Raw genomic sequence first — 15,351 nt, 5'->3', positions numbered from 1 at the left:
TTTGCCCGGTCTCAACCAAGGAGCCTGAATGATTTCCCTTTCCATCAGCAGCGGCGTGGCCGAGGTTGTGCTGGATGCCCCGCAGAAGCTGAACTCGCTCGACGAGCATGCGCTCAACGAGCTGCGGCAGGCGTACGACGACGCTGCTGCCGCCGCCGAACGCGGTGACGTGCGGGCCCTGCTGCTGCGGGGGGAGGGCCGCGCGTTTTGCGCGGGCCGCGACATCCAGAACGTTACGCCGGAGAGCGACGATGCCGCGGCGTACCTGGGCGGGCTGGTGGAGCCGCTGCTGAGGAAGATGGCGGCCTTCCCGGCGCCGACGTTCGCTGCGGTGCAGGGGGCGTGCCTGGGCGTGGGGCTGGGGCTGCTGCTGGCCACGGACGTGGTGTACGTGGCGGAGAACGCGAAGTTCGGGTCCCCGTTCGCCAAGCTGGGCGCCACGCTGGACTCGGGCGGACACTGGTACTTCACCGAGCGGTTGGGCATGCACCGGACCCTGGACCTGATCTACACGGCGGACCTGATCTCCGGTGCCGAGGCGGTGGCGCAGGGGATGTTCAGCCGGGCGATGCCGGCGGAGACGCTGCTGGACAGCACCCGGGAGATTGTGGCCCGGGTGGCGTCCGGTGCCACGGGTGCGTTTGTGGCAAGCAAGGAGCTGGTGGCGCATATCCGGGACCAGCGCCTGGGCCTGTGGGAGGCCATGCAGGAGGAAAACAGCGAGCAGGCGCGGCTCTGCAAGACCGAGGATTACGCCGAGGGCTTCCGGGCGTTCCAGGAGAAGCGGGAGCCGAGGTTTACGGGCAGCGTCTGAGCCACCCGCTGGCACGCAAGAATGGGCCGGGCGCGGTCTCCAGCAGGAGGAGACGGTGCCCGGCCGTTTTGCTGTTCAGGCGAAGGCCTCGGCCTTTTCCACAGACTCTTCTTCTGTTCCCAGCGCGATGCTGCGGTGGGTCACGGCGCCGGCAAGGGTGCTGTCGTGGGTGACGAGTACCAAGGCGCAGCCCTGGCGTTCCACCTGTTCCATGAGGCAGGCCATGGTTTCCTCCTGGGTGATGAGGTCAAGGCGCGAGGTGGGTTCGTCGGCGAAGACCAGGGCCGGTTCCAGGAGCATGGAGCGGATGATGGCCAGGCGCTGGAGTTCCCCGCCGGAGACCTGCCCGGGCGTGCGGGCCAGCAGCGCCGGTGCGAGGCGCAGTGCGGCCATGAGCTCGTCCAGGCGTTCCGGGTCCAGCCGGTGGCGCCGGATGAGGTCGCCGAAGGAATCCCTGAGGGCCACGCGCGCCGGAAAGGCCAGGGCGGGGTCCTGGTAGAGCTTTTGCAGCCGGCCGCCCTGGAGTTCCGGGGAATGCTGGATTTTCCCGGCATCCGGAGGCAGCAGGCGCAGCAGCACGTTTCCCAGGGTTGTCTTGCCGCTGCCGCTCGGCCCGCTCAGTGCCAGCCGTTCCCGCGGGTGGATGGCCACGTCGAGGCCGGCGAAGAGCTGCTGTTTCCCGAAGGCCTTGGCAAGCCCTTCTCCGCGGATCAGGGCGGAACCTGTTGGCACCGGTGCTGCTGCCGGTGCCGATGCCCAGGCGTGGCGCCAGTTGGCGGGTTCGGCGGCAAGCAGGCGCCGGGTGTAGGGGTGGGTGGGTTCGGTGAGGACCTGCCCTGCGGGTCCGTGTTCGATGATGTTGGCGTCCTTCATCACCAGGACGTCGCCACCGAGTTCACGGGCAAGCTCCAGGTCGTGGGTGATGGTCAGCAGGATGCCATCCTTGCTGGCATGCCGTTTCAGCAGTGCCGCCAACTCCGTCCGGGCACGCTCGTCCAGGCCTTTGGAGGGCTCGTCCGCGATCAGGACCTGGGCTCCGCCGATGGTGGCCGCGGCGAAAGCCACCCGCTGGGCCATGCCGCCGGCGAGCGTATGCGGGAATGCGCCCGCCGCATGGGCCAGGCCCAGGGCGGACAGCAGGCTCCCGGCGAGGCTCCTGGCGCTTTTCCGGTCGGTCCGGAAGCCGGCCGCGGCTTCGGCCACCTGGTCCCTGGTCCGCATGGTCGGGTCCAGGGCCAGCATGGGTTCCTGCGGCAGCAGGGACATGACCGGGCCCCAGAGCTTGCGCCTGTTGCCGGGCTCGGACAGGTCGTACGCCTCCCCGTCCATGCTGAGGCTTCCCCTCGCGGTGAGGTTTGCCGGAAGGGTGCCCATGATGGCATGGGCCAGCAGGGACTTGCCGGAACCGCTCTCGCCTACGATCGTGACAGGACGTCCGGGCGTGAAGTGCAGGCTGTCCGCCTCCACCAGGGTTGTCCGGCCGTGGGTTACTACCAGGTCGTTCAGGCGCATCGTCACGGGCGGGACTCCTTGTTTCGCAGGCCCAAGAGCCCGGTGAGGATGGTGATGAGGACCAGGACAGGTGCCAGGGACATCCAGGGCGCCTCATGGTAGTAGGGGAAGGCTTCGGTGATCATCTGCCCCAGTTCCGGCGTCGGCGGCCGGACGCCGACTCCCACGAAGCCGAGGGTGGACAGGGCCAGGATGGAGGATCCGACGCCGAAAGTCGCCATGGTGGCCAGCAGCGGGCGCAGTTCGGGCCAGAGGTGCCGGCGCACGATGTGCACGGGCCCGAGCTGGAGCAGCCCGGCTGCCTCCACGGCCGGGCCGGCCAGCACCAGCCCGCTGCGGGACCGGATCATCCGGAAGTACTCCACCCACTGGGCCAGGGCGAGCCCGATGTACAGTGACCACAGCTCGCCGTTGGCCAGGGCCGAGAAAATGAGGACCACCAGGAGCGCCGGAAGCGCGATGAACGCTTCCGAGAGTCCATGAAGGACAGTGTCCGCCCATCCTCCCCGCCAGGCGGCGGTGATGCCGGCCAGGGTTCCGAGCAGCAGCGCGGTGCCGACGCACAGCAGGGCCATCAGCAGGGACAGGCGGGTGGCGTGGGCGAGCCGCGCGATGACGCTGCGGCCCAGGTGGTCCCGGCCCAGTGGCTCGGCCAGGCTGGGGGCTTCCAGGAACCGGGACAGGTCCTGGACCGCGTGGCCGGGCCAGAGCAGCGGCCCGGCCAGGGCGAAGAGCACCAGGGCGGCCAGCAGCACCGCCGCGGCGCGCTGGGCCCCGGAGGCGGCGGCGAACCAGCGGGTCCGGCCGCGGACCAGGGTGGAGGCGGACAAGCTGTCCGGCCGCGGCAGCTTGTCGCCGGCGGGCCGGTTGCTGAGGATAGAGGGCATCACAGGACCACCTCCCGGCGGCGCGGACGGGGGTCGATGGCGGCGGAGCCCAGGTCAACGGCCGTGTTAAGGGCGACGACGAGGAGCGCCAGTGCCACGGCCGTGGCCTGGATCATGGGGATGTCCCGCCAGAAAATAGCGTGCACCAGTGCGTGCCCCAGGCCCGGCCAGGCGAAGAGGCTTTCGACGATGACCACGCCTTCGATCAGGATCAGCACCTGCACGCCCACATAGGCGATCAGGGTCACCCCGGTGTTCCTCAGCACGTGCCGGAAGAACACCAGGCGGGCGCTAAGGCCTTTGGTCTGGGCGAAGTGGACGTACCCCGATTCCCGGACCTGCACCACGGTGTCGCGGGTGACGCGGGCGAAGAGCCCGGAGAGGCCCACGGCAAGGGTGGCTGCCGGCAGCACAATGTTGCCTGCTTCACCGTGCCCTGCGGCCGGCAGCACCCCAAGGTGGACGGAGAAAACCAGGATCAGGACCAGGCCGAGGAGGAACGGCGGAAGTGCACGTGCTCCGGAGACCCAAAGGTTGGTCAGCCGGTCCATGGCGCCGCCGGGTTTGGCCGCGGCCAGGGCTCCGGCGGTGGCGCCGGTGGCGAAGGCGATGGCCAGCGCCGCCACGGCGAGCTGGGTGCTGCTGGACAGGTAGAAGGCCAGTTCCCCGGCGACGTCGGCCCCTGTCACCAGGGAGGTTCCGAGGTTGAAGGTCAGCAGGTCGGCGATCCAGTCCAAAAGCTGCTGCCAGAGGGGCCGGTCCAGTCCCAGTTCAGCGCGGACGCTGTCCGCTGACGCCGCGGTGACCTGGTCGTAGCCGTAGCGGCCGGCGGCGATGCGGAAGGCGATGTCGCCGGGCAGGTTCTGCACAATGGCGAAGCACGCTGTGGAGACCAGCAGGACGACGGCGGCCGCCTGGACGGTGCGTTGGCGAAGGATGCGGGCGGCAGGTCCGGAAAGGACCTGCAGGCTCGCTGCGGGTGTGTGCACGGAAGTTCTTTCCCCTTTTACTTGGCCCAGCTGAGGTCCGTGAGCCGCCAGGAGCGTTCGAGCGGATCGAGGACCAGGCCGTCAACCCTCTTGCTCACCACGGCGCTTTGCCGGTACCAGGCGACGGGGATTACGGGCAGTTCGGACTGCAGGATTTCGGTCACCGTCCGCCGGTTCTCCTCCGGTGTGCCGGTGCCCGTGCCGGTGGCCATGGTGGTCAAGGTCGAGGTCAGGTCTGCATTGTTCCAGCCCATGGCGCCGTAGTCCGCGCCCTCGGGAGCGAAGTCGTCCGCGAGGGTCACCAGTGCGTCGGGTACAAGTGCGTAGTTCCGGGAAAACAGTGCCAGTTCCAGGGAACCGTCCTGGTGGCCTGCGGGGATCTCGCTGGAGTTGCCGATCTTCACGTCAAGGGCAATGCCCAGGTCTTTGAGTTTCGCCTGGATGGCGGTGGCCAGCAGAGGCAGCTCGGGCCGGTCGGGGAAGGTGCGCAGGCTGATCGAGAATTTCCGGCCCTCGCGCTCCAGGGTGCCGTCACTTCCGGGTGCCCAGCCTGCCTCGGTGAGCAGTTTGCGGGCTTCTTCCATGTTGTGGGTCAGCGGCGCGGCGTTGTCCTGGTGCCATTCCGGCAGCGACGGCGGGAAAAGCTGGGTGGCGGCCATCTCAGGGTCCCGGAGCAAAGCTGTTGCCATCGCTTCGCGGTCCAGGGCCAGGCTCAGGGCCTGGCGGACCCGGACGTCGCCCAGGATTTCGTGGCCCGCGTTGACCTTCAGCAGGATGCTCCGTGGGAGGGTGACCTGTTCGATGTCCTGCTTGCCGGCCTGCCTGATCCGCTGCAGGCTGGTGGGGTCCATCCCGAAGGTCACGTCGGCCTGGCCGCTTTCGGCCATCAGTGCACGGCTTTCGGACCTACCTACTGCCTGGTAATGGACTTCGGTGATGGCCGGCTTTTCGTCCTTCCATTGCTCGGAGACAGCCAGCTCAATGGTGCCCGGCTGTTCCAGGCGGGTCACCTTGTAGGGGCCGGAGCCCACCACGTCGGTGACCGTCCGGTCGGCCCCATACGAGCTGGGGGCGAGAATCTGTGTGCTGGTGTGGGCCAGCACGGCGGGCAGCGGGGCATAGGGCTGCCCCAGGTCCACGCGCACCGCGCCGTCCTCGGCCGTGACGGCCTTCACCGGGACAGCGGAGAAGGGGCTGCCGGCTTTGCCCCGGGCGGTTTCCAGTGCAGCGGCGACGGCCTCTGCCGTGACGGGGGTCCCGTCGTGGAAGCTGGCACCCTCGCGGAGGGTGAAACGCCAGGAGAGGTTGTCCGGGGAGGCCTCCCAACCGGTGGCGAGCCCCGGCCGCAGTGCCCCCTGGTTGTCGGCGTCCACCAGGGTTTCGGCAACCTGCAGGCGGGTGAAGAACCCACCGCTGGTTGAGGGGTCCAGGCTGTGCAGCTCGAACTGCCCCACCACCTTCAACGGCTGCTCCGGAGCCTGGCCTTTGGTCGCGCCTTCCCCCGCGCAGCCGGCCAGCATCATTACCGCGGCCGCTGACGCCCCGGCCATTCTCATCGTGCGCCCAAGCATGGTCCGCTCCTCTTATATCGCCAAATGTTCAAGTTCCAACGCGCCATCGTACTTGCAAATGATTATCATTACCAAGCAAGTAGCGGCGGTGGGCGGGAACGGGCAGTAGGAGCTTAGGCCTAGCCCCTGTCCTCACAGCCGGCGCAGACGCCGAGGAGTTCAACGGCGTGTGAGACGACTGTGAAGCCATGCTGGCGGGCGGTCCGATCTGCCCAGCGCTGGACGGCGGTCTCAGTGACTTCCACGGTGTATCCGCACTGGCGGCACACCAGGTGGTGGTGGTGTTCCTGGCGCTGGCAGCGGCGGTACCGGGTTTCGTTGTCTTCGCTGCGCAGCACATCCACTTCGCCTTCCCGGGCCATGGACTGCAGAAGCCGGTACACCGTGGCCAGGGCCACCGATTCCCCGTCCTCGCGCAGTTTCGCGTGCAGCTGCTGCGCGCTGCGGAACTCCGGCGTGCGCTTCAGCAGCTCATCAAGCGCGCAGCGCTGCCGGGTCCGGCGCTCCACGCTAGGCGTCCTCGTGAAGCCGCAGATCGTCGTCGGCATCCAGGTGCGGGCCGGAGGCCTGCTTCGGCCGCGGAAGGAGGGGCCGCACGAGGGCCACAACAGCGTAGACGCCGATAGCGAGGACCACGATGGTGGCCCCGGGGGACAGCCGGTGGAAGTACGTGATGGACAGCCCAGTAACGCACACCGCGGCACCTATGATCATGGCGGTGCCCATCGTGGCACGGAAGGATTTGGCGGTCAGCTGGGCGATGGCAACCGGTACGATCATCAGCGCCGAGACGAGCAGGACCCCTACCACCCGCATCGACACGGAAACCGTCAGGGCTGCCAGCACTGCGATGAGGATGTTCAGTGCCCGCACGGGAAGGCCGGTGGCGCGGGCGAATTCCTCATCATGGCTCAGGGCGAAGAGGGCTGGCCGCAATCCCAGGCCGATGCCCAGGATGAGCACGGCCAGGCCGGCGGCGAGCCAGACGTCCAGCGCCGTGACGGTGGAAATGGAACCGAACAGGTAGCCGGTGAGGTTGGCCGCGGTACCGCCGGCCACTCCGATCAGGAGCACTCCGCCGGCGATGCCGCCGTAGAAGAGCAGGGCAAGGGCCACGTCACCGCTGGTCTTGCCCTTTTCCCGCACCACTTCGATCAGCACCGCCCCGATGATGGCGGCGACGACGGCCCCAGGGACAGCGAGCAGGTCGTGGGGGGTGAGCCCTGCCGCGCTTCCGGCGAGCCAGCCCATGGCCACGCCTGTCAGGGCGACGTGCCCGATCCCGTCCCCCAGCAGGGCAAGGCGCCGCTGGACCAGGTAGGTGCCCATGACGGGCGCCGAGATGCCCACCAGCACAGCGACCATGAGGCCGCGCTGCATCAGCGGGCTGGCGAGCATGGTTGCCATGGCGTCGAAGAAAGCCATCACCACTCCGATCGCAGGTCAGGGACGGTATGCCCGGGCAGGGGAGGGTCGGCGTGCGCGTGGACGTGGTCATGGTCCGGGTGGTCGTGGCCCGGTGCGGCTGCGGGCGGCGGGCCGTCGAAAATGACCCGTCCGCGGCGCAGCACCACGGCCCGCTCTACCATGCCGGCCAGTTCGCCCAGTTCGTGCAGCACCACCAGGATGGTGGTGCCCCGTTCACGCATCCGCCCCAGGGTGCGGGCGAGGGCCTCCTTGGATGCGCGGTCGATTCCCGCCAGCGGCTCATCGAGAATGATGAGGTCGGGTTCCCGCACCAGGGCGCGGGCGATCAGTACGCGCTGCTGCTGGCCGCCGGAGAACACCTGGACGCTGTCATGGGCGCGATCGAGCAGCCCCACCTGCTCCAGCGCCTCCAGCGCTTTCCGGCGGGCAGCGCGGCCGATCCGCAGCCGCCGGTTGTCCAGCAGCCCGGAGGCCACCACTTCGACGGCGGTGGCGGGCACCCCGGAGCTTGGCCCCAGCCGCTGCGGGACGTAGCCCACCCGGGACCAGGGGACTGCGCGTCGGGCGGCGGTGACGTCCGCGCCGTAGATCTCGGCGGTTCCGGAGGTTACCGGGACGATGCCCACCAGCGCCTTGACCAGGGTCGATTTACCGGAGCCGTTGGCTCCGAGCAGCGCAACGGCTTCGCCCTCCGGGACGGTGAGATCGATGCCGTGCAGGATGGTCCCGCTTTCCACGGACACCTGCAGCTGCCGGGTCCGGATGGGCGGCTGGTGGGCGGCCACGGCCTAGGCGCAGTCCAGGGCGGTGCGCAGGGCTTCGAGGTTGCTGCGCATCACCTTTTCGTAGTCGGAGCTGTTGTCTGTCAGCCCTTCGAGCGGGTCCAGGACCGCGGTTTTGACGTTTAGGTCGGCGGCGAGTGTTTCAGCGACCTTGGGGTTGACCAGGGTCTCGGTGAAGATGGTGCTCACCCCTTCATCCTTGACCACCTGGCCGATTTCGGCCAGCCGCGCCGGTGACGGTTCCGTATCCGGTGCCAGGCCCGAAATGCCGGCCTGGTTCAGGTCATACTTGTCCGCGAGGTAGCCGTAGGCCTCGTGGGAGACGACGATGGTGCGCGTCTTGCAGGTCTTCAGGCCCTGGCTGAAGTCCTCATCCAGTTTCGTCAGTTTCCCGGACAGGGCTTCGGCGTTGGCCTCATACGCGGCGGCGTTGGCCGGGTCGGCGTCGGCCAGTTCCTCCGCTACGGCGTGGGCCGTGTGGGCGAGGCGTTCGGGGTCGAGCCAGAAGTGCAGGTCCTGGCCTTCATCGGAGTGGCCTTCCTCCGTGTGGCCTTCTTCTGAGTGGGCTTCCTCGGAGTGGCCGGCTTCCGTTTCCTCCGCGTGCCCGTGTTCCGCCGCGGCTTCGGTCTGGGTTTCCGTGCCGTGGTCATGTTCCGAGTGCCCGGCGGGGAGGGTTGCTTCTTCCGAGACGTCCAGGGCGCGGGCGGGGGACGCCTGCTTGATGGCTTCATCGACGGCGGGCTGGAAGCCGGAAAGGTACACCACGGCGCCGGCGTTTTCCAGGGAAGCCACGGCTGCCGGGGAGAGCTCGAGGTCGTGGGGCTCGGTCCCCGGAGGGGTAAGTGATTCAACCTCCACCTTGTCTCCTCCCACCTGCTCCACCACGTACTGCAGCGGGTAGAAGGACGCCATGACCTTCAAGGGCGCAGCGCCTGCGCCGGACGTGCCCGAGGGGGAAGCCTCCCCGGAGCCAGAGGCGCAGGCCGTCAGTGACAGGGCGGACAAAAGGGGCATGGCGAGAACAAGCCGGGTACGGGGTTTCATGTCACCGATTCTCATGTAAATGAGAATCAGTGTCAATTGACGCCGATAGGTGCGGTCCCGTCCTGGCGCCCCGTCCGGTGGTCAGTGCTCGTCGTAGTGGTCCCCGTGTTCGGCATGGCGGTGGCCGTCGTGGAGGTAGTCCACGTGGTCGCCGTGGGGCACCGTTTCATGCTGGCAGTCACCTCCGTGCCGGTGCTCGCTGGCCGTATGTTCGGCCGGATCGTCGTGTTCGTCGTAGTGGTCCTCGTGGGCGGCGTGGCGGTGGCCGTCGTGCAGGTAGTCCACGTGGTCCCCGTGCTGGACGGTTGCATGGGTGCAGTCGCTTTCTCCGTGCGTGTGCTCGCTGAGGGTGTGTTCTGCTTTGACTTCCTCGGTCATGATGGCTCCTTCAATGCCAGTCATTCATTGTGGCTGTTGCGGTGCGGTTCCCCGCTGCGGGGGATGGTGTCACGGATGACGTGGGCCAAATATACGCTTATGGGCTTTCGAGGGACAGGGGATGCTTCAGCACGTCAATTGATAATGAGAATCTTTCTCATGTAGCATCTGGGTCATGCCTGTGACTGTTGTGAGCTCCCTTGACATCCTTAGCCGCCAACAGGCGTGCGCCGCGCTGGCGGCCGGATCGCCCGGCGCCCTTGTCATCCTTCATGACCTGTTGGAGGACGGCGTGGTGGCCCGCCGGGTCTACCAGGACGGCCGATGCATCGAGCGGGAGGAATCTACGCTGGAGCATGGCTGCCTGAGCTGCACCGTGCGGTTGGACGTGGTGCCAGCCGTGGCCCGGTTGGTGAGGGCTGGCCTGCGCATCATTCTGGGTTTGCCTCCGGCTGTGGCTTCACAGACCGCGGTGCAGGCCCTCCGCAAGGGTCTTGGGAACTCCCTGGTGGTTGATTCGGTGGTGCTGGCCTGTGCCCCTGACGCAGTGGAAGACCAGATCTGGGACCATCACACGCTGTTCGAGTCCGGGTTTACTCCCGTCCCGGAGGATGACCGGACCCCGGGGGAGTTCCTGATGGGGGAGCTGCTGTTCAACGACTCGGTGGTGCTGGCCGATCCGGCCCTGGTGCCGGTGGATGCACAGGCACGTGCCCGGGGTGTCCAGCTCATCAAAGAGCTGGCGCCGCACGCCGCCGTCACCGAAAGCAGCGGGGACATCCGGCTGGGGAGGCATAATCTTGCGGACGCTGCAGCCCGGACAGTGCCAGGCTCGGTCCGTGTCCCCATTGCCTCCTCTGCGCCTTTCACCACGGTGGTGCAGAAGGTTGAGCGTCCCCTGCACCCGGAACGTTTCCGGCATGCCCTGGCAGCGCTCGCCCAGGGATGCTGCTGGTTGCGCGGACGGATCTGGGTAGCGTCAGCGCCGGCCTGCCGGATCTCCATCCAGGGCATTGGGCCACGTGTCTGGCTGGAAAACACGGGCCTGTGGCAGGCCGGACGGCCTTCCCTGCCCGGTGTGCCGGCTGCGGAACCCTACGGCGCCGGACTGGAATGGCATCCCGAATTCGGCGACCGGGGAACCGTCCTGGCCGTCACCGGCGATGCACTGGACGCCGCCGAAATCCGCGCACTGCTGAAGGCATGCGAACTGACGGAAGCGGAAATGGCGTCCGGCACCACCTCTTTCCCTGATCCTTTCGGACTGAACTAACCAACAGCAACATCACTGAGGAGCACAACATGAAGGTAAGAAACTCCCTGCGGGCACTGAAGAAAATCCCCGGTGCACAGATTGTCCGCCGCCGCGGCCGCACTTTCGTCATCAATAAGAAGAACCCGCGCATGAAGGCGCGCCAAGGCTGAATCCAGGCCCCGAAAGGCTCTTCTTCCTCCGGGCGCCTCCGGACGGACATCAACACAACAACGGCCAGACCCGATACGGAACACGTCATGCCCAAAAGCAGAATACGGAAAAAGGTGCAGCAGAAGCTGACGCTGGAACGGCAGAGTAAACAAACGGAGCCTACGGGCTGCGCAACCAGCTGCTGCCCGCCTCCCGGTCGCCAAGGCTCCAAAAGCTAAAGCCAGGCACAGTCGGCGTGCCTACGGGCAGAGCCGGTCCAAGGTCTCTTGGAGGGCGGAGACCATTTGGTCATCCCACAGATTGAGCTTGTCATCCGTCTCCGGATCCTCAAGGGGTGTGGGCATCGGGGGCGGGATCAGGGTCATGCTGGCTTGGTACCGTCCGTCGGTGCTGGCAACCGAGGCGGTGCGGTAGGTCCAGAACCCGCCCAAACCGCCGAACCGGTGGTTGTCATCGCAGTCCTGGTTCCACTTACGCAGTCCGAGGCCAAACAGGGGGATGGCCTCCGTCTTCATCATTTCCTGCAGTGAAGCCGTGGACAGCAGGTCTCCACGGAACAGGGCTGCATAGAAGTCGTTGATATCGGACATGGTGGAAAGCGCTCCGAAGGCAGGTGACCCCAGAATGCCCGGGGCTTCGGTGATATCGAGGCGTTCCCCGTCGTATGTGATGTAGCCCCGTATGACGGAGGGGTTGGCGGCTGTGGCCGGATCAAGGGACGTGCTCTCCAGTTTGAGCGGATCAATGACGTCCGCCCGCAGCACCTCGGTAAACGGCTGCCCCCGGAGTTTCTCCACGAGCTGGCCGAGCGCCATGTAGTTGGAATCGGAATAGCGGAAGGAGCCCACGTCCCGGGCGTCCCATGGCAGTTGGGCTGTCAGTTCCAAGGCCCGTTGGGTACTGATGTCTTCCGTGACGACCCGTGGGACGTCGTCGGCGGTTTTCTCGGTGACCTCTTGGAAGGAGTGCATGCCGGATGTGTGTCCCAGGAGTTGCCGGACGGTGATAGGTCCGGGCGGCTTGAGTGCGGGGGTGAAACTGTCCAGGATGCCGTTCACAGGATCGTCCAGACCGATCAGGCCCTCCTCCACCAGCTTCATGACCGAGACGGCGGTCATGGACTTGGTGATACTGGCGACGAACACCTGGTCCTCGGGCGTCGCCGCCTCCCTTGACTCCAGGTTGCGGACGCCGTAGGCCCGGGACCAGGTACCTTCCGGCCACCTGACTTCCGCCACCACAGCAACGGAGCCCTGGTCAACAAAAGCGCGCATGGTGTTATCGATTGACTTGGCGGGAGGCGGCGCGCTGCCAAGGGAAACGGGGGCGGGAGCCGGCTCTGAATAAGTACACGCGCCCAGGGCCAGCGCCATCGCAGCCAACGCGCTGAGAAGGGGCACTCGGGATGTTTTCATGACGCCGCCAGATGTCGATGGCAAAAGAGCTGAAAGGGCGGCCGCAGGACGCAGCACAGCCTTCCGGTCTGGAATTAGAAGGCTAAGCGGCCATCGCCCGGCACGGTCAACCGACTGGGTGACCGTGGCTGCAGGTGTTTTCCCCTGGCAAAACGTCGTGACCCTGAATGCAGGTGGCCGACGGAGGTGGCGGAGTATCGTGCGCCAGGAAAAAGAGGCTGCTGTGGCCGCCGGCGATGGCGGCGTCCTCGCGCTTCAACCAGGATGTCCGCTGAGGGCCCTCTTTAGCCTCATTTTTGTGGGAACGGTGGCTGTTCCTGAATGGGTTACCGACCACGGCTGACCGCGACCTTTCCAACGACCCGTCGCTGCAATGCAGTGATTTCCGGTACCACGAGTATAGGCTCGCACCCCTTTTGACGACAGAGACACTGGCGCAACCCACGGAAGCAGGTAGGCCCGGACCGGAAGACGGGTAACAACTACTGCTGACCGTGGGTCTGCCTCGTCTATAGACTCCGGGTCCAGCCCACTTCGCTCGGAAAATGCAGGAGGATCTGATGGCGAACCACGCTCATCGTTGTGATTGGCAATGGTGCGTTAGCGTGGTTGGGCGCGTCGGGCGGCAGCGGTTGAATCTCGGAAGAGTTCGGTGTTCACGTACGCCATCGGCCCTTGGAGGTAGCTCGCCAAAACCCGCTCGCCCGAGGCGGTGAGCTCGTAGATTTTGCGCTTGGCGCCGGTGCCCACGACAGATTCCTGGCTATGGGTGATGAGGTTTAGGCCTTCCACTCGCCGTAGGGCCCGGTGCATGCTCTGCTCGTCCACCGCCAGGTGGCCCTCGCTAAGGTCGATGATGAAGCTCCGGATTTGTCCGGACCACCGCGGTTCTTCAGATAGGGCTAGCAAGATGAAGAGCATCAGGGTGCTCTTTTTGTGAGTATCGGTCCAGGCGGCGAGGACTTTGCGCTCATAGTCGGACAGTTCGTCTGCTGCCGGTTCAGACCTCGACATGCTCATAACCTCTGCTGAGCATGGCGCCGATCGTATGCACCAGAAGCCCAGCCCCCCACAGTACACTCATCGACAACAGTGGACCGGACCACCCCTGCTGCAGCACCTCAGCGCGTCCGCTAAGCATCAGGATCCACGCGTGTACCCAGAAACTGCCGTTGATGATCAGGAAAGCGACAGCGTGGGCGAAGTACGATGCGTACGCGCGTTGGCGCAACGCGGTCGCATTCCTCATTGCGAACACCACCATATAGAGCGCCACTGCGGCCAGCAGCAGCATGGTGCCGGCTGTGATCTGTCCGTCCGCAATGAAGGCTGTAAATCCTTGGACAATCAGAACCCCCATTACCAGGGCTCCCGTGTAGCGGGCGAGTGCTTGATTCGTGATCGGGATGATGCCGTCAGGTCGGGTTTTCAACTAAGCTCCTTAGTAGACTATAGGCATAGTACCTTTGGTTATTACCTCAGTCCAGCGAGAATGGGGGCCCCCGACCTGCTTGTCCCGCATGCCGAACGCTTGCTTGCTGAGGGATGCTCGTTACCTAGTGCGTGAATCTCCGCCTGGTGGCGATTCTCGTAACTATGTCTTTAGGCAAAGCCTCTAAGACTTCTCTCGGATCTCCCTGACCATCCCGCCGCGAGAGTGCTATCTGGAGGCCGAGTAGGAGCGGTCGAAAACGACCGTTTTTGAATGCGCTTTTGAGCGCAGCCAGGGGAGCGGAAGAAGCGGGCCAATTTTGCCGCTGCCTGAGCGGCCAATTAGTTTTCGACCTGCCGCCTCGTATGTACCTCGGGGCTCTGTTGCTCATAGCGGGCCAGAGATTCTTGAGCTCGCTGCTCAGGGGGAGAAGAGGCGGGCGGCATTGAGTACCCCACGCCGCGGCACCAGGTGTAGTCGGCGTCCCGGCCGAAGACTTTCTCGGGCCCTAACAGCGGATTTCGAGTAGAGGTCGGATGTGGACTTCTATTCGCAGCCGCGGGATTGCCTGACGGCCACGTCGTCTGCGCCGACGTAGGGCGAACGAGTCCACGAACCAGGAGCGCCAGCCTCAATCGACAAAACCATACCGGAGCTGTGGTCAGTGGTGGTTCCCAGAGTGCGGCTCCGCCGATGTTGTCGTTGCCTTTGCCTCCCACCCTGTCTATCGTTAGGAACCTTATTCAGAGTTTCTGGCTGTGCAACCCGCAGCTAGTTCCTTGCATCCACGAGGTTTTGGACGATTGCGGCGAGTATCCGAAGTACTTGCTGTTCAGATGGCGGAAAGCTCCGGGGTTGTTGGTCGATGATGCACAGGGTGCCGATGTTCCAGCCGCGCGGCCCATGCAATGGATAGCCGGCGTAGAAGCGGATATGGGGCTCGCCGGTAACGAGCGGGTTGGAAGAGAAGCGCTCACTGGTGAGCGTGTCGTTGATGATGAGCATTGAGTTGTGTTCCACGGTGGCCGCGCAGAGCGCGACTTGCCTGGGAGTCTCCTCACGGAGGGGTCCGATGACAGACTTGAGGTACTGGGTGTCTGCGCCTATAAGCGACAAAGAAGCGGCCCCGACTTTAAAGAACTTTCTGGTGGCAGCGACGATCCGGTCGAAAGCTTCCTCCGGACCCGTATCTAACAGGCCTGTTCTGTGCAGTGATTTCAGGCGTTCCGTCTCGGCTTGTTCGGGCGTAAGAAGGAACCTGCCCGCGGCTCCAAGCGACGAGAGCCCATGCTCCAGGATCCTCTTCTTGTTGGCTGGGTACGGCTCGGGCCGTCCGAGCTGTATGTGGTGTGCGTGGCTGGGATGTGGTCCCGCCGCGAGACGGTAACCGTTCCTGCCACCAGGGTCGTGTTCAGCTTTGGACCGGGTGTGGGCGCCCTGGATGTAGGTGTCTACCTCGAACTTCGACCAGCGGGAATGACCGGAAGTAGCGGGCAGGAGTTTTCGGGGATCTATACCGAGCGTGGCGGCGAGCTCAAGCCGGCGCTGCAGTTCCTCATCCATGAATCCACCTCCAACAAGGTCTCGTCTCACTTATCCGAAAATCAATGTTAATAAGGCTACTTACTACTTTGCCGCTCGGGCTAGTCGTGGGTCTAGAAACTCACTTCCGC

At 65.5% G+C, this 15,351-nt stretch carries 16 protein-coding genes; 3 read left to right on the top strand and 13 right to left on the bottom strand.

Features of this window, described 5'->3' with window-relative positions:
* Positions 1 to 28: 28 nt before the first annotated feature.
* A complete protein-coding gene (locus tag AC5RU7_RS04505; protein ID WP_494051235.1) occupies positions 29 to 814 on the top strand; it encodes an enoyl-CoA hydratase/isomerase family protein in 786 nt (261 codons plus the stop codon).
* 75 nt (positions 815 to 889) lie between these two features.
* Here the strand turns inward: AC5RU7_RS04505 and AC5RU7_RS04500 are convergent, their stop codons facing one another.
* From AC5RU7_RS04500 to AC5RU7_RS04460, 9 genes are all read right to left on the bottom strand, one after another.
* Entirely contained in the window at positions 890 to 2,326 is a 1,437-nt protein-coding gene (locus AC5RU7_RS04500) for an ABC transporter ATP-binding protein (protein ID WP_494051363.1), read from the bottom strand.
* Positions 2,327 to 2,328: 2 nt separating this feature from the next.
* Entirely contained in the window at positions 2,329 to 3,213 is an 885-nt protein-coding gene (locus tag AC5RU7_RS04495; protein ID WP_494010365.1) for an ABC transporter permease, read from the bottom strand.
* On the bottom strand, positions 3,213 to 4,202 hold the full coding sequence (locus tag AC5RU7_RS04490) for an ABC transporter permease (protein WP_494010140.1): 990 nt from the start codon (positions 4,200 to 4,202) through the stop codon (positions 3,213 to 3,215). Before AC5RU7_RS04490 ends, AC5RU7_RS04495 begins: the two co-directional genes overlap by 1 nt.
* Positions 4,203 to 4,219: 17 nt before the next feature.
* The gene (locus tag AC5RU7_RS04485; RefSeq protein ID WP_494051234.1) at positions 4,220 to 5,773 is read right to left on the bottom strand and encodes an ABC transporter substrate-binding protein; all 1,554 of its coding nucleotides are present in this window, start codon (positions 5,771 to 5,773) and stop codon (positions 4,220 to 4,222) included.
* Positions 5,774 to 5,892: 119 nt separating this feature from the next.
* Positions 5,893 to 6,282: a Fur family transcriptional regulator gene (locus AC5RU7_RS04480; RefSeq protein ID WP_494010142.1), complete on the bottom strand. Its 390-nt coding sequence runs from the start codon at positions 6,280 to 6,282 to the stop codon at positions 5,893 to 5,895.
* Between the two features lies 1 nt (position 6,283).
* Positions 6,284 to 7,198 carry a metal ABC transporter permease gene (locus tag AC5RU7_RS04475; protein WP_494010143.1) on the bottom strand — a complete coding sequence of 305 codons (915 nt, stop codon included), beginning with the start codon at positions 7,196 to 7,198 and terminating at the stop codon, positions 6,284 to 6,286.
* A complete protein-coding gene (locus tag AC5RU7_RS04470; protein ID WP_494010144.1) occupies positions 7,198 to 7,986 on the bottom strand; it encodes a metal ABC transporter ATP-binding protein in 789 nt (262 codons plus the stop codon). The genes AC5RU7_RS04475 and AC5RU7_RS04470 overlap by 1 nt, the downstream gene beginning before the upstream one ends.
* A gap of 3 nt (positions 7,987 to 7,989) precedes the next feature.
* On the bottom strand, positions 7,990 to 9,027 hold the full coding sequence (locus AC5RU7_RS04465) for a metal ABC transporter substrate-binding protein (RefSeq protein ID WP_494010145.1): 1,038 nt from the start codon (positions 9,025 to 9,027) through the stop codon (positions 7,990 to 7,992).
* 81 nt (positions 9,028 to 9,108) lie between these two features.
* Complete coding sequence (locus AC5RU7_RS04460) at positions 9,109 to 9,429, bottom strand: hypothetical protein (protein ID WP_494051233.1); 321 nt, start codon at positions 9,427 to 9,429, stop codon at positions 9,109 to 9,111.
* 151 nt (positions 9,430 to 9,580) lie between these two features.
* Here AC5RU7_RS04460 and AC5RU7_RS04455 point away from each other — a divergent pair, with 151 nt between their 5' ends.
* Together AC5RU7_RS04455 and ykgO are read left to right on the top strand one after the other, a co-directional pair.
* Positions 9,581 to 10,678 (top strand): GTP-binding protein, encoded by a 1,098-nt coding sequence (locus AC5RU7_RS04455; protein ID WP_494051232.1) that lies wholly within the window; start codon positions 9,581 to 9,583, stop codon positions 10,676 to 10,678.
* Between the two features lie 29 nt (positions 10,679 to 10,707).
* Positions 10,708 to 10,830, top strand: coding sequence for a type B 50S ribosomal protein L36 (gene ykgO / locus AC5RU7_RS04450; RefSeq protein WP_011693081.1), 123 nt, complete (start codon positions 10,708 to 10,710; stop codon positions 10,828 to 10,830).
* 240 nt (positions 10,831 to 11,070) lie between these two features.
* On the opposite strand, the gene AC5RU7_RS04445 is transcribed toward ykgO, so the two are convergent.
* The 4 genes from AC5RU7_RS04445 to AC5RU7_RS04430 all read right to left on the bottom strand — a co-directional run bounded on the left by AC5RU7_RS04445 (position 11,071) and on the right by AC5RU7_RS04430 (position 15,241).
* Positions 11,071 to 12,231 carry a serine hydrolase domain-containing protein gene (locus AC5RU7_RS04445; RefSeq protein WP_494051231.1) on the bottom strand — a complete coding sequence of 387 codons (1,161 nt, stop codon included), beginning with the start codon at positions 12,229 to 12,231 and terminating at the stop codon, positions 11,071 to 11,073.
* A 615-nt stretch (positions 12,232 to 12,846) separates the two neighbouring features.
* Positions 12,847 to 13,260 carry a PadR family transcriptional regulator gene (locus tag AC5RU7_RS04440; RefSeq protein WP_494051230.1) on the bottom strand — a complete coding sequence of 138 codons (414 nt, stop codon included), beginning with the start codon at positions 13,258 to 13,260 and terminating at the stop codon, positions 12,847 to 12,849.
* Positions 13,247 to 13,678 (bottom strand): hypothetical protein, encoded by a 432-nt coding sequence (locus tag AC5RU7_RS04435; protein WP_494051229.1) that lies wholly within the window; start codon positions 13,676 to 13,678, stop codon positions 13,247 to 13,249. Before AC5RU7_RS04435 ends, AC5RU7_RS04440 begins: the two co-directional genes overlap by 14 nt.
* 771 nt (positions 13,679 to 14,449) lie before the next feature.
* The gene (locus AC5RU7_RS04430; RefSeq protein WP_494051228.1) at positions 14,450 to 15,241 is read right to left on the bottom strand and encodes a GAF domain-containing protein; all 792 of its coding nucleotides are present in this window, start codon (positions 15,239 to 15,241) and stop codon (positions 14,450 to 14,452) included.
* Positions 15,242 to 15,351 lie beyond the last annotated feature (110 nt).

It is taken from the genome of Arthrobacter sp. K410C, from assembly GCF_059090105.1.
This window is presented reverse-complemented; position numbering and strand designations above follow the sequence as displayed.

What these genes read in the sequence shown, in the direction of transcription:
- AC5RU7_RS04505 (WP_494051235.1), top strand. Translation starts at nt 29, where the DNA reads ATGATTTCCCTTTCCATCAGCAGCGGCGTGGCCGAGGTTGTGCTGGAT.
- AC5RU7_RS04500 (WP_494051363.1), bottom strand. Translation starts at nt 2,326, where the DNA reads ATGCGCCTGAACGACCTGGTAGTAACCCACGGCCGGACAACCCTGGTG.
- AC5RU7_RS04495 (WP_494010365.1), bottom strand. Translation starts at nt 3,213, where the DNA reads ATGCCCTCTATCCTCAGCAACCGGCCCGCCGGCGACAAGCTGCCGCGG.
- AC5RU7_RS04485 (WP_494051234.1), bottom strand. Translation starts at nt 5,773, where the DNA reads ATGCTTGGGCGCACGATGAGAATGGCCGGGGCGTCAGCGGCCGCGGTA.
- AC5RU7_RS04475 (WP_494010143.1), bottom strand. Translation starts at nt 7,198, where the DNA reads ATGGCTTTCTTCGACGCCATGGCAACCATGCTCGCCAGCCCGCTGATG.
- AC5RU7_RS04465 (WP_494010145.1), bottom strand. Translation starts at nt 9,027, where the DNA reads ATGAAACCCCGTACCCGGCTTGTTCTCGCCATGCCCCTTTTGTCCGCC.
- AC5RU7_RS04460 (WP_494051233.1), bottom strand. Translation starts at nt 9,429, where the DNA reads ATGACTGGCATTGAAGGAGCCATCATGACCGAGGAAGTCAAAGCAGAA.
- AC5RU7_RS04455 (WP_494051232.1), top strand. Translation starts at nt 9,581, where the DNA reads ATGCCTGTGACTGTTGTGAGCTCCCTTGACATCCTTAGCCGCCAACAG.
- ykgO (WP_011693081.1), top strand. Translation starts at nt 10,708, where the DNA reads ATGAAGGTAAGAAACTCCCTGCGGGCACTGAAGAAAATCCCCGGTGCA.
- AC5RU7_RS04440 (WP_494051230.1), bottom strand. Translation starts at nt 13,260, where the DNA reads ATGTCGAGGTCTGAACCGGCAGCAGACGAACTGTCCGACTATGAGCGC.
- AC5RU7_RS04430 (WP_494051228.1), bottom strand. Translation starts at nt 15,241, where the DNA reads ATGGATGAGGAACTGCAGCGCCGGCTTGAGCTCGCCGCCACGCTCGGT.